This window comes from Chthoniobacterales bacterium, assembly GCA_039930045.1.
Taxonomy (GTDB): domain Bacteria; phylum Verrucomicrobiota; class Verrucomicrobiia; order Chthoniobacterales; family DASVRZ01; genus DASVRZ01.
The window spans coordinates 36916-51066 of sequence record JBDSQB010000001.1; the positions used below are offsets into that span (position 1 = coordinate 36916).

At 56.8% G+C, this 14151-nt stretch carries 11 protein-coding genes; 5 read left to right on the forward strand and 6 right to left on the reverse strand.

The annotated features are described in order from the left end of the window. Nucleotides 1-20 precede the first annotated feature (20 nt). Nucleotides 21-662: a hypothetical protein gene (locus ABIT76_00165; protein ID MEO7931547.1), complete on the forward strand. Its 642-nt coding sequence runs from the start codon at nucleotides 21-23 to the stop codon at nucleotides 660-662. Between the two features lie 83 nt (nucleotides 663-745). Here ABIT76_00165 and ABIT76_00170 read toward each other — a convergent pair whose 3' ends face one another. Beyond that, the gene (locus tag ABIT76_00170; GenBank protein MEO7931548.1) at nucleotides 746-3391 is read right to left on the reverse strand and encodes a FecR domain-containing protein; all 2646 of its coding nucleotides are present in this window, start codon (nucleotides 3389-3391) and stop codon (nucleotides 746-748) included. 15 nt (nucleotides 3392-3406) lie between these two features. Next, nucleotides 3407-4354 carry a hypothetical protein gene (locus tag ABIT76_00175; protein MEO7931549.1) on the reverse strand — a complete coding sequence of 316 codons (948 nt, stop codon included), beginning with the start codon at nucleotides 4352-4354 and terminating at the stop codon, nucleotides 3407-3409. A gap of 206 nt (nucleotides 4355-4560) precedes the next feature. Here ABIT76_00175 and ABIT76_00180 point away from each other — a divergent pair, with 206 nt between their 5' ends. After that, nucleotides 4561-5433 (forward strand): trypsin-like serine protease, encoded by an 873-nt coding sequence (locus ABIT76_00180; protein ID MEO7931550.1) that lies wholly within the window; start codon nucleotides 4561-4563, stop codon nucleotides 5431-5433. Nucleotides 5434-5514: 81 nt separating this feature from the next. Here ABIT76_00180 and ilvC read toward each other — a convergent pair whose 3' ends face one another. After that, on the reverse strand, nucleotides 5515-6540 hold the full coding sequence (gene ilvC, locus ABIT76_00185; GenBank protein ID MEO7931551.1) for a ketol-acid reductoisomerase: 1026 nt from the start codon (nucleotides 6538-6540) through the stop codon (nucleotides 5515-5517). A 36-nt stretch (nucleotides 6541-6576) separates the two neighbouring features. After that, nucleotides 6577-7050 carry an acetolactate synthase small subunit gene (gene ilvN, locus ABIT76_00190; protein MEO7931552.1) on the reverse strand — a complete coding sequence of 158 codons (474 nt, stop codon included), beginning with the start codon at nucleotides 7048-7050 and terminating at the stop codon, nucleotides 6577-6579. A 107-nt stretch (nucleotides 7051-7157) separates the two neighbouring features. Here ilvN and ABIT76_00195 point away from each other — a divergent pair, with 107 nt between their 5' ends. Further along, nucleotides 7158-7742 (forward strand): HAD family phosphatase, encoded by a 585-nt coding sequence (locus tag ABIT76_00195; GenBank protein MEO7931553.1) that lies wholly within the window; start codon nucleotides 7158-7160, stop codon nucleotides 7740-7742. Here ABIT76_00195 and ABIT76_00200 read toward each other — a convergent pair whose 3' ends face one another. Then, nucleotides 7743-8300: an HD domain-containing protein gene (locus ABIT76_00200; GenBank protein ID MEO7931554.1), complete on the reverse strand. Its 558-nt coding sequence runs from the start codon at nucleotides 8298-8300 to the stop codon at nucleotides 7743-7745. Then, on the reverse strand, nucleotides 8281-9654 hold the full coding sequence (locus ABIT76_00205) for a UTP--glucose-1-phosphate uridylyltransferase (GenBank protein MEO7931555.1): 1374 nt from the start codon (nucleotides 9652-9654) through the stop codon (nucleotides 8281-8283). The genes ABIT76_00200 and ABIT76_00205 overlap by 20 nt, the downstream gene beginning before the upstream one ends. A gap of 78 nt (nucleotides 9655-9732) precedes the next feature. Between ABIT76_00205 and recJ the strand changes: the two genes are divergently transcribed. Together recJ and ABIT76_00215 are read left to right on the forward strand one after the other, a co-directional pair. Continuing rightward, nucleotides 9733-11409: a single-stranded-DNA-specific exonuclease RecJ gene (recJ, locus tag ABIT76_00210; protein ID MEO7931556.1), complete on the forward strand. Its 1677-nt coding sequence runs from the start codon at nucleotides 9733-9735 to the stop codon at nucleotides 11407-11409. After that, on the forward strand, nucleotides 11403-14027 hold the full coding sequence (locus ABIT76_00215) for a DEAD/DEAH box helicase (GenBank protein MEO7931557.1): 2625 nt from the start codon (nucleotides 11403-11405) through the stop codon (nucleotides 14025-14027). The genes recJ and ABIT76_00215 overlap by 7 nt, the downstream gene beginning before the upstream one ends. Nucleotides 14028-14151 lie beyond the last annotated feature (124 nt).

A 14151-nucleotide genomic window follows, 5' to 3' on the forward strand; every position in this document is an offset into this window, starting at 1 on the left:
ATAAGACTAAACGTCTCATTATGAATCAAAAAATTATCCAACAAATCGGCCGCAGTCAGCGGATTAGCATTATTAATCTCCTCAAACGCAGCGAGGGCATGGCGGTCGCGCGCATGTCTGAAAAACTCGGAATGAGTTACATGGGAGTCAAACAGCACTGTCTGTCGCTCCATCGCCAGGGTTATCTAACCACCAAGCGCGCCCCACATTCGACCGGACGCATCGGACGACCGGAGCTGTTCTACATGCTCACGCCGAAATCGCTCGAGCTGTTTCCACAAGCCGCCAATCCATTTACGGTTGCTCTTCTGGAGGCGGCCACTTCACTCTATGGAGCCACGGCTGCGGAGAAATTACTCTTCAAGCTTTATCAGGCCGAAACCGCGCGCCACGAAGCGAAAATCAAGGGCGAGACTCCCGCTGAACGTGCCAAGTCGCTCGCCAAATTGCGCGATGCCGACGGTTACCTCAGCGAGCTTGTCACAGAAGGCGGCACAAAGAAAATCGTCGAGCACCATTCGCCGCTGATGGATCTCCTGGAAGTGTACCCCTCGATCGCCAACATGGAGGAAGAAATGTTCCGCAAATTGCTTCGCACCGATGTGAAGCGAACGGTGAAGAAGGAAGCTGGCCAGTTCATGGCCGAATATACCCTTCAATAAGCTCGGATAATTCCGTTAGGAGCTACAAAAAGGCGGACTTTTTAGGAGTCCGTCTTTTTTTGTTGTAGCTGATGGATCTTTGCCTAATCAAATGGCGGCGGGGTTGGTGCGGTTGTAGCGCCACTACCGGTAAATGTGCCAGACGTGCTATTGTTGCCGCCCGAGCCAGTGTAATTCGCGTGATTGGTATAGACCGTGGCCGCCGGGCCATTAACTGTCACTTTGATCGTATTTTCGACGGTCACAGTGTTGGCTGAGATGATTTTCTGGCTGGCTCCATCCAAAGTGGTGTCGGCCACAAACCGAACCGTCCCATTGGTGTCATTACCGTACAGTTTCAACGTGTTATCTGCGGAGATCGTGCCACCGCCGACGATCAATTCGCCGTTGTTACCCAAGGCTCCTATTTTGACAATATCGCCACGAATCTCAGCATTGTTGACGGTGATTTTACGATTGTCGCCCGGAGCCCGAATATCGACCGTGCCTCGTGTGGCAATGATTTTTCCGCCATTGATCAAGACGTTGGAATCGCCCGCTCGAATGATGATTTTTCCACCTGCATCGGTTGAGGCGGCGGCATTGAGCAGGGAAAGCAGTTCGCCGGAATTGTTGATGACCACACCGTCGCCGCCGCTGCGTTCACTAATCACGTTGATGGCACCGCCAGTTGCACTGACGCGGCCAGAAGTCGCGTCGTCCGCGGCCACTTTGACGGTCGAATTGACGATGACCGAGGCTTGATTTGAGGTAAGATTAACCGTTCCTCCTTCACCACCGGAGATCTGCGGAGGCGTGCTGTTAGGATCGAATTTATTGATGCCCGTATCGGCCAGGATCGGGGCGTTTACGACGAGATCGCCTGTTTCCGTCGTGGCCGTAAAGGTGCCGCCGTTGGAGCCAGGGCCATAGGTGTTGGTGTTTTCGATACCTTCCAAACTCGGCGCGCGGTATTCGCCGGTGCTTTCACCGAAAGTCACTCCATTCGGGAAATTGGCGGTAAAGGAATCGATGAGATTCGAGTTCGGTGGCACAGAATTGTCTCCCGTGATGATGTGGTAACGATCAAAGGCCAAGGCGGTATCGACATCGCTGCTCTCGTAATCTTCCACCGCGATGGAGAAGGAACTCTCACCCGCGGCCAGAAATGGAGTGAGTTCCAGTTTCAAAGTCAGCCAATCAGTGCCGGTGAGATAGCCGCCGACGTTGGAGCGTGCAATCGCCGTCGGTAGCCCGCTCGAGTCGAGAAGCTGGTCGCGGGTGATCACGTAGGTGACTTTCATTCCATCGACGCCGGTGATGGTGAAGGTGACGTGATCGTTGGTGGTGGAATCACCGCCGAATTCGTTAGTGAGGACACGATAATCCATTTCGACGAAGGTTTTATCTTCCGGGTTAGTTGGCTGAGTCTGAGGGAAAGTCACCGTCCCTCGGGTGCCAGTATATGCGGGAGCCGGCGAGCCGCTGGGAGCCGCCCCGCCATTCGAGATAACTCCGAAGTAATCGCCTTCGGTGGGAAAAACATCAGTGCCTTCGCCGGTATTGTCGAACAAGGCATTCACTTGGGTGGCATTACCGGGCAACGTGGGATCGTAGTTCGCCGGAGTTGTGTAGGTGATCGTATTAGTCGCGCCCTCGAAGGTAAATGGACCGAGATCATTTTCGGGCGTCGGCCCCGGTGTTGGGCTGGGCGATTCTTGAGGAGTCGGGCTGGGTGTTTCCGTCGGCGTGGGACTTGGTGACTCCGTCGGTGTCGGGCTGGGTGTCTCTATTGGAGTAGGGCTGGGCGTGCGTCCGGGCGTGGGACTTTTGCCTGGCGTCGGCGTGGCCGTAGGAGTCGAATTGGGCGTGCCCGACGGAGAAGGTTGGCTGGGTTGATTTTTCGTTGTCAGGCTATCCCGGCGATGGTCGCGGGTGTCGTTATTGGCCAAAAACACGGTCGTTCCCCTGCCATTGATGAAAAGATTGGTCTCGATGAGGTCGCCGTGAAGTTTGCGTTTTCTTTGCTCGAATACCTCATTGGCGATGAGAATCATGTTTAGCTTCCGCTTGTTCTGCAGCCAATACGCGCCGTCGATCAAGCGGGAGGTGGTAACGACTGTTTCGATGTCGAAATCCACGGCTTCCGGGATTTCGCTCGCATCGTCGGCCATGATGAGCATTTGCCCTGGCCCGAGCAGAATGGATTCGCCCAATTTCCCTTTGAGCCAGACTTTGAGATGGCCTTCCAAAACCAGGGCTTTGATGTAACCATGCGGTTTGCGATGGCGGCGCTTTTCCGCTTCCTTGAGTCGATCGGGCACGACGGGTGCCGGGGTGTGCTCAAAAAGAATGGTCGTCCCCGTAACGGCGGCGGTGACGGCAGCCGTCTTGATCGTGGCTCCACCGGCGTTTTTCGGCACTTGAAGCAAGATGGTTCCCTGACTTAGGTCCATGTTTCGGCTGCCGTCCTCGAAATTAAAAATGGTATTCGCTCCGAGCCGAGTCAGTGTTTCATCCGCGAAGACCAGTTCCGCGCGAGATTTTTGGCCGGTGCGAACACCGAGTTTCCCCTCGACCACATCATTGACGGATGCCGGACGTTCCCCAGAACCGGGGGCGATGATCCCTACTTGATTAATAATCTGGGTGACTTCCGCTTTTTTCAACGGCTCTGCCTGAAGAGAACAGAGGGAAAATACCGAGGAACTAGCCAGGGCGATCAGAGTGAAGAAGCGCGTTGGTTTCACAGAAGAAGTCCTTTCTTAAAATTTCCAGCAAACGAAAAATCCGGCCCCGGTATTCAAAGCGTTGTAGTCGAAACCCGTGCGGTCCGACTGATTGAATGACCCACTGATCGATGCACTCGCGCTCAACCATTTCGTGAAATTATAGCGCGCAGCCAGAAGGATCGTTTGGTTCACATCCTCGCGATCCACCTCGGTGTAATGGTAAAAACCGAGACGATAGGATAGATCAAGTTCGAAGCTGCGCGCCAGCCGCACATGATAGCCGACGAGCCCCGTAAATTCGTCGCGGGCCGCCTGTTCAGGATCGCTCCAGCCTGCTTCCGCGCCGCCGACCACGTAGAAATAATGCGCCCGGCTGAGAATGAAATTGCGCGATAAAGTGAGCGTGAGCGTCCGATCTGAGAAAATTTCATCCCCATATCCGTTTGCGGTGAGCCGATTGTAATTAAACTCCAGCCCGGCGTTGATGCCGTAGAAAAACCACAAATTGTAAGCCAGCCCAGCTCCGATATTCAGGCTCTCGAAGTCCAATTCGCTAAATTTGTCGTAGCGAAACACACTCTGAGAGATGTTGAAGTTGCCTAGCAGATAATTCCCGATACGCGGCGCGTAATTCACGCCGAGCGACGTTCTCCAAAACCAGTCGCCCTGCTCAAAACTATCGGACAACCCCACATTCGAGGTGTAAGTGGCATCGGAACTGAGGTAGGCGGTGAGTGGTTGATAGACACTTTTCGTCTTCAAAATCAACTGTTGGCCCAGATCATTATCGCCGGGACTTTCCGACGCGAAAATTGGCATCGGACTGTTGTTCGCCGTCTCATCCGGGGGCAGCGAAGACACGCCCGTTGTGCCATACTGGCGAAGCTGCTCGATTTGCGGAGCCAACACCTGCTGCGCCGATAAAGTGGAAGTCACTGCCAGAAATGCGGAAGTCAGGCAGAACGAGGGAAACCAGTTCATTGCTTGTGACAATCGGAAAAAGGCCATTTACAAGTCAAGTAGAATAAAATTTGACGTTATCTGTGCTCTCACTCCGCTAGATTCACTGAAACGAACAAAAGTTCTAAAAGCTCGCATTTCCGGGCTGTTTGTGACACCTTCGATACGACTCAGACTCCCCTAAAAAGCGTAGCGTTACGCGTTTCCCCATCTTCGACTTCGGACTTATGAAATTATCGCGCACCCTCTTTTTTTCGTTCCTCGTGCTCACGCTCCCGCACGCCGGGGCCGTGGTGAATCTTTCCAACAGCACGTATAACACGAGCGAGCCGACTAATTCCGACATCCCAAATTGGACCACCGGCTGGGGCGGCCCGGCGGGAACGACTGGCTGGGATTATGTGGGCATCGTCAACTCCGGCAGCGGCGGTGCGGCCAGCGGCACCTACTTGAAGAATCAATGGGTCATCACCGCCGCGCATGTTGTGACCGCGACCTCCTTCACGCTAGGCGGCACGCTTTACAACATCGAAGCGGGTTCCGTTCACACCTTCACCAACCCGGATACGAGTCAGGCAGATATTGTTCTGTTCCGGCTTACGCTGGCGCCCAATTTGCCGGATCTCGTGATCTCAAGTTCAGCGCCAGTGCCTTTTTCAAATATCAATGCTGGCAGCAAGGTGGTGATGATTGGCTTTGGAGATGGAGGTTCCAAAAGCACGGAGGCTTGGGGCTACAACACGGTCACAGCCAACAATGTGACAGTTTCGCTGGCCCCTTACACGACGACCGATTTTGAGACGGCGTATGGAACCACTTCATCCACCTTCAACGGTAGCGTGACCAATAACTATACTCTGCGCGATGGCGATTCAGGAGGAGGCGATTTTATCTTCAACGGCTCCACATGGAACCTGGCGGGCATCAATGAAGCGGTGGACCTGAACAACAACAACTCCTACATGGTGCAGCTCAGCAATTACAAATCCCAGATCGACGCGGTGACGGCGGTGCCGGAACCTTCCACGTATTGGCTGATCGGACTGGGAGCGCTTGTGTTGGTTGGGCCGTCACTCAAGCGCGGGAAGATCCGTCTCTAACTCGGCTCTAAGAAGTTCCCCAAACAAAAAAGGCAGACCCTCGCGAGTCTGCCTTTTTTTGAGTGGAGTTGCAGTCGAACCTTAGTAAGACGCCTGGCTGCCCTTGATGTTTTTCTTGGCGATAAACGGCATGAGGCCACGGAGGCGTTCGCCAGTTTTCTCGATGCTGTGTTTCTCGCCAGCCTTCAGGAGCGCGTTGTAGTTTTTCAAGCCGCCCTTGTACTCGGCGACCCATTCCTTGGTGAATTTCCCGGTCTGAATCTCCTTGAGGATTTTCTTCATCTCCAGCTTGGTCTTGGCATTGATGACACGAGGGCCGCGAGTGATGTCGCCATATTTCGCGGTCTCGGAAATGCTGAAGCGCATTCCAGAAATGCCCGACTCATAGATGAGGTCGCAGATGAGTTTGAGTTCATGCAGACATTCGAAATACGCCATCTCCGGCTGATAGCCCGCTTCGACGAGTGTCTCGTAACCGGCCTGAATCAACGCCGCAGCGCCGCCGCAAAGAACGGCTTGCTCGCCAAATAGATCGGTCTCAGTTTCTTCCTTGAAGGTCGTCTCGATGACGCCAGCGCGAGTCGAGCCGATGCCTTTGGCCCAGGCGAGCGCGGTTTTCTTGGCTTTCTTGGAGACGTTTTGCTGCACGGCGATGAGCGCGGGCATGCCTTTGCCTTCGACATAGAGGCGGCGAACCATGTGGCCGGGGCCTTTTGGCGCGACCATGATGACGTCGATCTCAGGGTGCAGGTCGATGAGTTTGAAGTGAACCGACAGGCCGTGGCTGAAGACGAGCGTCTTGCCCTTGGTGAGGTTCGGATGCACGTCGTTGTTGTAAACGTCGGCCTGTTTCATGTCGGGCACAGCGATCATGATGACGTCCGCTTTTTTCACCGCGTCGGCGGCGTTGAGCACCTCGAAGCCTTTTTCCTTGGCGACGGCGGCCGATTTGGAACCGGGATAGAGGCCGATGACGACTTGGACGCCACTTTCCTTGAGGTTCAGTGCGTGGGCGTGGCCTTGGGAGCCGAAGCCGATGACGGCGCAAATTTTGTTGTTGAGGACGGCGAGATCGGCGTCTTTGTCGGTATATACTTTAGCGGGCATGGTGTTTGTTTTTAGAAATTTTTTGGGAGTTGGATTCTATTCGACGCGAGCGAGCGCAACTTTGCCGGTGCGGGTGACGTCGCTGATGCCGAAACCTTCCATCAGCTTGAGAAACTTGTTGATTTTACTCTCGTTGCCGGTGATTTCGATAGCGAGTTTCTTGTGCTGCACGTCGATGATTTTCGCGCGGAAAATGTCGCAGATCTGAATGACCTCGGGCCGCGTCTTCGCATCGACTGCGACACGCATCATCACGAGTTCGCGATCGACATATTCGTCGTCGTGAAAATCCTGAATCTCGATCACGTCGATCAGCTTGTTGAGTTGCTTGGTGACCTGCTCGAGAACGGTGTCATCGCCGCGCACCACGATGGTCATGCGCGAAGTGTTGTCGTTGCTGGGGCCGACGTTGAGCGAGTCGATATTGAATCCGCGACCGCTGAACATGCCGGCGACACGAGCGAGAACGCCGAACTTATTTTCGACGAGGACAGAAATGGTGTGGCGCATAGGGGCCGCAGACTGTGGGGAGATTTGCCCGCCTCGTCAACGGAAAAAACCAGTGGAGTTCCATCTTAATCACTTTCAGAGCGGGGCAATCGCTGCTTCCTTGCGCGATGCTCACATTGCCGCCCGGTCCGTTCGAGGCCTTCATTTTCGATGTCGATGGCACCATCGCCGACACCATGCCGCTCCATTTCGACGCCTGGACCCATGCCTTGGGAAAATGGTCGGCGTTTTTTCCCGAGGACGTTTTCTATTCCCTCGGCGGCACAAAAACCGACCGCGTGGCCGAAATCGTCCGGGAGCGGGCGAACGCGGATTTCGATGTCACTGAAATCGTCCTCACCAAGGAGAAATATTTCCTGCATCACCTCGGCGAGGCCGTCCCGATCCAGCCTGTGATCGACGTCATCGAGCAATGGCGGGGGAAAATTCCCATGGCCGTCGCCTCGGGTGGGTTCCGCCGAGTGATCGAGGAAATTCTCCGAGGGGTGAAACTCGAAGGCTGCTTCGATGCCATGGTCGCCGCCGAGGACGTGGTACATGGCAAACCCGACCCGGAGCCGTTTCTGAAGGCCGCCGCGATGTTAGGCGTGGACCCGACGAAATGCCTCGTCTTTGAGGACAGCCCGACTGGCATCGCTGCCGCGCTAGCCGCCGGCATGGCCTGGGTCGAAGTCACGCGAGAGACGCGCTAGCTATTCGCCGGTCTCGATTTCGCTGATCAACGTCTGCAAAAAACGCGAGGCTTTTTTGCCCGCCTCCGTGCGCAGATTCGGCTCAAACTGGACCAGCAATTTCTTCGCCGTCTCCATCGTCTTCGGCATTTTCGGGCCACCGGCGCGATCTGTCACATTGTCGTAGCAATCGGCCAGCTTGATGATCTGCACCACCTCGGGAGCAGCGGCCAGACGCGCAAAATATTCCGTGTCGCGCACATTTTTTGGCAGCATTGCGTTCTTGGTTAGAGCCACCACATAATCGGCGACCAGCTTCCCAAAATTGTCCGCCAGTTCGTCGTAATCCGTGTCCGTGTCCTCCAGCGTGTCGTGCAGGAACGCCGCCGCCAGCGCCGTCGGGTCGTCGATTCCGTAAAGATCGCGCAAGACAAATGTAACTCGGGTCACGTGCGAAAAATATGGCGTCACTCCGTCGGCCCGCGTCTGGGAACGATGCTTTCGCGCCGCAAACGCCGCCGCCCGCAACACCGGATGAATCGAATGGCTCGGCATGATGTTAGAAACGAACGATTTCATTTTTCAAAACTCCCGCTGGAACCACTTTCGTCTCAGCCGAGTCATTTTCGATGCTCACATTTCCCGCGATTTTCACTGCGGAATCGAAGCGCACCGGACCCTTCACGACCAGCTTCTCACATTCCAGCAACGACGGCGCGCCATCGGGAATCGCCGCATCGAGTTGATCGACAAACTTGTAGTTTTTGTCGAGATCGACGAAGGGCGGCTGCCCATTTCTCGACTCCGCCAGTACTAGCCGTGAATCGTCCGTCACTTGATAGGCATCCGACCGCAATGCTAGTAAATCCGCCGTCGATTTCACCGGAGCGAAACGCTCGCGCGAAACCTCAATCGCACCCGTGTCGGCAAACGCCCCGATGGCCGCGCCCATCGCGGTTTCGAGCTGGTAAACTTTCGGCGAACCAGCATCGCGTGGATCGACTGTTTTCGTGTTGCGAATCATCGGCAGCGGCAGCACGCCGTTGTTGGCTAGCATGGTTTCCTTCAGTCGATCCAGGCGAATCCAAAGATTGTTAGTATTAAAGAAACGATGCTTCTCAATGTTCTGAAACTCGTCCATGTCCGCGTCGGGACATTGTGCGGATTCGCGCAGGAGAAGTCTCCCAGTGCTAACATCTTTCGCGAGATGCCCGCCCTTGCGATCGGCGTTCGTGCGCTTCGTCACTTCCATTAAAAACGACAGGTCGCTCGCCGCAAAATATTCCAAAATCGCCGTGTCCAAAGTCGCGCCCAGGTTGTCGGCATTCGAGACAAATAAATATCTAACTCCGCCCTCTAACAATCGGTCCAGCAGACCCGAACCTAACAACGACGGATAAATGTCGCCGTGACCCGGCGGACACCATTCCAGCGCCGGATTTGCCGGCCATTCGATGGGCGCGAGCGTCTCGACCTCCAGCTTCGGCACGCGGTTTTGCATCAACTCCAGATCGGTTCCTAACTCGGGATAAGCTTTCAGGAAATCCAGCGTGTCGGCGCTCGTGGAAAAGCTGTTCATCAATAAGAACCTAACTCGGCCCTGTTTTTGCAAATGCAGGATCTGCCGTGCGATTAGATCAAGAAAAGTCAGCCCGTCGCGAATCGGCAGCAGGGACTTCGCCTTTTCGAGTCCCATGCTAGTACCGAGGCCGCCGTTCAGCTTGATCACCACCGTTTTTTCCAGCAGCGCGGCAGCCGCCTCAGTCGTCTGCAACTCGCCTGCTTTCGGCAGTTCCGCGACTGGCGCGATCTCGCTCTCGGCGATCAATCCCGTCGCATTTGCCTGGAGTTGCGCGTAGCCCGCGAGGAAGGCGGAAATGGCTGATTCACTGAGGCCGGCAGACTGCATTTTTTCACGAATTCGTTGTTCCATGCGCGTATCGTAAGGTGAAACTCCGCCCGACCGCAATTTTTCTTGGCGCGAGTCCGCCCTGACCCGAATCTGAATTTTGTGAATCCGATCTGGCACCCGTGCAACCCACCCGAGCTCGCCGCCGCGCGGACGCTGGCGCAGGCACTCGGACTGCCCGCCGCGCTCGCGCCGCTCCTCTGCCGTCACGCCCTCTCGGATGCGAATCTGGCCTCGGCTTTCCTGCATCCGCGTCTGAAATCTTTGTCCGATCCGCTGCTTTTGCCCGACATGGAAAAGGCGGTGGCGCGCATTTTCCAAGCCATCGATGCCGGAGAAAAAATCGCGCTTTACGGCGACTACGATGTCGATGGTGTGACGTCGCTCACGATGCTCCGGCGGATGCTCGCCGAGTATGGAAACGCCGCCGCCTGCTTTCTGCCGCATCGCGTCGATGAGGGCTACGGGCTCTCCGCCGATGGCATCACACGCTGCCTCGCCGAGCACGCGCCGGGGCTGCTCATCGCGGTCGATTGCGGCACGAGTTCGGCCCGGGAAATTTCTGATCTGACTTCCAATGGAATCGACGTCATCGTGCTCGATCACCACGAATGCGGCGGCGAATGGCCCGTCTGCGCGGCAGTGGTGAACCCGAAGCGGGGAAATGAATTTGGCTACCTTTGCAGCGGCGGGCTTGCCTTCAAGCTCTGCCACGCGCTCCTGAAAACGCGCCCTCTGCCGGACTTCGACTTGAAGTCGTTTCTCGATCTGGCCGCGCTCGCGACGGTCGCCGATCTCGTGCCGCTGATCGGCGAAAACCGGCTGCTCGTGCGTCACGGCCTCACGCGAATGCAAAACACGAGCTGGGCCGGACTGCGCGCTTTAATCGAAGTCTCCGGGGTGAGTTTTCCGCTGAATGCGTCCGACATTGGATTCCGACTCGGGCCTCGCCTGAACGCGGCCGGTCGACTCGGTACCGCGCAGGCCGCACTGGATTTGCTTTCGACCGATGATCCCGCTGAAGCCCGAATGTTAGCCGCGGAATTGCACGCGCAGAACGCCGAGCGCCAAACCATCGAAAAACACACTCACCAGAGTGCGATGGAACTCGTCTCTGCGCCGGAAGCGCCCGCGATTGTCGTCGGTGCGCGCGGCTGGACGCCCGGAGTCGTCGGCATCGTGGCGGCGCGGCTGGCGCGACATTTTCACCGGCCCAGCGTCGTCATTGCCTTCGACGAAAACGGCGTCGGCAAAGGCAGCGGACGCAGCATCAGCGGAGTTTCATTGGTCTCTGCGCTAGAAAAATGTGCGCCGTGGCTGGAGAAATTTGGCGGCCACGAAATGGCGGCGGGATTGACGATTTTAGAATCGAATCTAACTCGATTCACCGCCGAGTTTGAGGCAGCGGTGGCGATGTTAGTCGATCCGGAAAACTTGCATCCGAAACTGCATCTCGACTGCGAGCTAACCCTGGCCGAAATCAACGACGCGCTGTGGGACGCGCAGAATCATTTCGAGCCCTTTGGCATGGCGAATCCGCGCCCGACGTATTGGGTGCGGAAAGTGAATCCTGCGCGTGAACCGGTCGTGATGAAGGAGAAGCACTTGCGGATGTTTTTGGCGGATCGCAGGACGCAAATGGCCGCGGTCTTTTTCGGCGGAGCCGCCGCACCGCTCCCGCCGCCGCCGTGGGATGTGGCGTTTCATTTGGAGACGAACACCTATCGCGGCGAGACTTCGCTGCAACTCCAGATCACGCATCTGCGGACGTCATGTTAACATTTGAAACGCCGCTCGCCGAGGTCGTCCTTCCGCCGCAGTTGAAGCTCCTCGCCCGGCTGGGGCTACTAACTGTCGGCGACGTGCTTTCGCATTACCCGAAGCGTCATGAGGATCGCACCCGCTTCGACCAGTTTCCCAATCAGGAAATGGAGAAGCCGGTCTGCATTTGCGGATTGGTTAGGAAGACGAATCTGCGGCGATTTGGCGGTTACAAAAAGATGTTCGACGCCGTGATCGAGGCGCCGGACGGAGCGATTCTGTCGAGTCCCATCACGCTGCGCTGGTTTAACCTGCACTACGTCCAAAAGATGATCGCCGTGGGCCAGCGCGTGGTCGTTTTTGGCAGGCCGCGAGTTAGAGGGAAATCGCTCTGCATCGAACATCCGGAGTTTGAAATCATTGAGGATGATGCCGATGCGTCGCTCAATCTGGAGCGCATCGTGCCCATTTATCCGGCAACGGAAGGGATGACGCAGCGGGCGATTCGCAAGCTGGTCGATTCGCTTCTAACTCGACTGGAGCCGCTGCCCGACTGGCTGCCGGCGGGCCTGAGCGACACCGGACGCGACCGCGCGCTGCGCAACATCCATTTTCCACCCGATGCGGAGGCGCTGGAGGAGGCTCGGCGGCATCTCGTGCTGACGGAGTTTTTCGGGTTGCAGTTGCAGGTGGCGCGGCGGCGGTCGCAGACACATGCTTTGCCCGGCGAGGCGCATTGTGGCTCGGGGAAATTGCTCGCGCGCTTGCTCCAGGCGCTGCCGTTTCCGCTAACGGGTGCGCAGGAGCGGGTGATTGGCGAGATTCGCGCCGACCTGGCCGCGCCGCATCCGATGAACCGCTTGTTGCAAGGCGATGTCGGCTCGGGGAAAACGTTCGTCGCGCTGGCGGCGATCCTGCTCGCAGTCGAGGCGGGTTTTCAGACTGCGCTGATGGCTCCGACGCAGATTCTGGCGGAGCAGCATTATTTGAATTTCACAAGGTTGCTGGAGCCGCTGGGGGTTCACGTTGCCCTCCGCACCGGCAGCCGGAAAGAGGATAACGAGACACTCCCGCTGTTTGATGGAGCGCCATCCTCCGGGAGCGCACGCGTCTCGCGTGTTGATTTAGACGTCTCGTCTAAATCCGAGATTGGCTACCGATTTACCCGCCGACGCCTGCCTCATTACGAGCGTCCTTACGGCATTTACGCGGTCACCTTCGCCACCCATGAACGTGAGACGCTTTCTCCGGAGGAACGCAATCTGGTCTTCGACGCCGTCATCCATTTCCACAACAAACGCTACGAACTTTTCGCCGCCTGTGTGATGCCGGATCATGTCCATTTACTGCTGGAGCCTTTCGTCAAAGACCGACTGGAAAATGGGAATCTCGTCTTCTATTCACTGGCCGAGATCACCCATTCCATCAAGTCATTCACTGCGCATCAGATGAACGCCATCACAGAACGGAAGGGGCCCGTCTGGCAGAAGGAATCGTTTGACCGGCTGATGCGAACGGATCGCGAGGCCGAGGAGAAGTTTCATTACATTCTAAAAAATCCGGTTCGGGCTGGAGTCGTATCGCAGGAGGAGGATTACCCGTGGCGCTGGACGCAGGAAGCCCTTTCGCGAGACGCAAAAGGGAACACGCGAGACGCGTGCGCTCCCGTGCCGCATCTGTTCATCGGGACGCACGCCTTGCTCTACGATTCCGTGGAATTTTCGAATCTCGGCCTCGTGGTGATCGATGAGCAGCACAAATTCGGCGTGATGCAGCGGGCGAAACTCATCTCGCGTCGACCCACTCCCGATGTGCTTGTGATGACGGCGACGCCCATTCCGCGCACGCTGACGATGACAGCTTATGGCGATCTCGATGTTTCCATTTTGGATGAGTTACCACCGGGCCGGGGTCGCATTAAAACGGAACTCCGCGAGGAGGGCGCGCTGAAAGACCCGGCCAAGTTTAAGTCGTATCTGGCAGCGGGGAATCAGGCTTACGTGGTCTGTCCCCTGATCGACGAGGGCGAAAAAACCGACGCCAAGGCCGCGACCCAGGAATACGAAAAATGGTCCGCTTTTCTCGCGCCTCTGAAGTGTGAATTGCTCCATGGCCGCATTCCGCCGGAGGAAAAAGACGCGATCATGCGCCGGTTTCGGTCGAATGAAACTCAAGTCTTGGTCGCCACGACGGTAATCGAAGTTGGCATCGACGTGCCCAACGCGACGGTGATGATTATTGAGGATGCGGAGAAGTTCGGGCTGGCGCAATTGCATCAGTTGCGCGGGCGCATTGGGCGCGGGGCGAAAACGTCGTTTTGCATTTTGCTGACGCGCACGAAAGACCCGGCGGCTCTGGAGAAACTCCGCACGCTGGCGGCTACGACGGACGGGTTCGCCATCGCCGAGGCCGATCTGAATCTGCGCGGGCCGGGCGATATTCTGGGCACGGCCCAGAGTGGTTTGCCGCCGTTGAAGATCGGCAACATCCTCCACGACCGCGACCTCATGCTCCTCGCTCGCCAGAAAGCAATGGAACTCGTCTCTGCCGATCCGGAGCTGGCCCGGCCCGAGAATATTCGCCTCCGCGCGTTGGTGATAAATCCCACGCAACAGACGTTCTCGCACGTGTCGTAAGCGCGAGGGTCCGCCATTCCCCGGGAGCGCACGCGTCTCGCGTGTTCCCTTTTGCGTCTCGCGAAAGAGCTCGTCCCAGCCATCGGACGAGACGTCCGCTGGAACACGCGAGACGCGTGCGCTC

What these genes read in the sequence shown, in the direction of transcription:
- ABIT76_00165 (MEO7931547.1), top strand. Translation starts at nt 21, where the DNA reads ATGAATCAAAAAATTATCCAACAAATCGGCCGCAGTCAGCGGATTAGC.
- ABIT76_00175 (MEO7931549.1), bottom strand. Translation starts at nt 4,354, where the DNA reads ATGAACTGGTTTCCCTCGTTCTGCCTGACTTCCGCATTTCTGGCAGTG.
- ABIT76_00180 (MEO7931550.1), top strand. Translation starts at nt 4,561, where the DNA reads ATGAAATTATCGCGCACCCTCTTTTTTTCGTTCCTCGTGCTCACGCTC.
- ilvC (MEO7931551.1), bottom strand. Translation starts at nt 6,540, where the DNA reads ATGCCCGCTAAAGTATATACCGACAAAGACGCCGATCTCGCCGTCCTC.
- ilvN (MEO7931552.1), bottom strand. Translation starts at nt 7,050, where the DNA reads ATGCGCCACACCATTTCTGTCCTCGTCGAAAATAAGTTCGGCGTTCTC.
- ABIT76_00195 (MEO7931553.1), top strand. Translation starts at nt 7,158, where the DNA reads ATGCTCACATTGCCGCCCGGTCCGTTCGAGGCCTTCATTTTCGATGTC.
- ABIT76_00200 (MEO7931554.1), bottom strand. Translation starts at nt 8,300, where the DNA reads ATGAAATCGTTCGTTTCTAACATCATGCCGAGCCATTCGATTCATCCG.
- ABIT76_00205 (MEO7931555.1), bottom strand. Translation starts at nt 9,654, where the DNA reads ATGGAACAACGAATTCGTGAAAAAATGCAGTCTGCCGGCCTCAGTGAA.
- ABIT76_00215 (MEO7931557.1), top strand. Translation starts at nt 11,403, where the DNA reads ATGTTAACATTTGAAACGCCGCTCGCCGAGGTCGTCCTTCCGCCGCAG.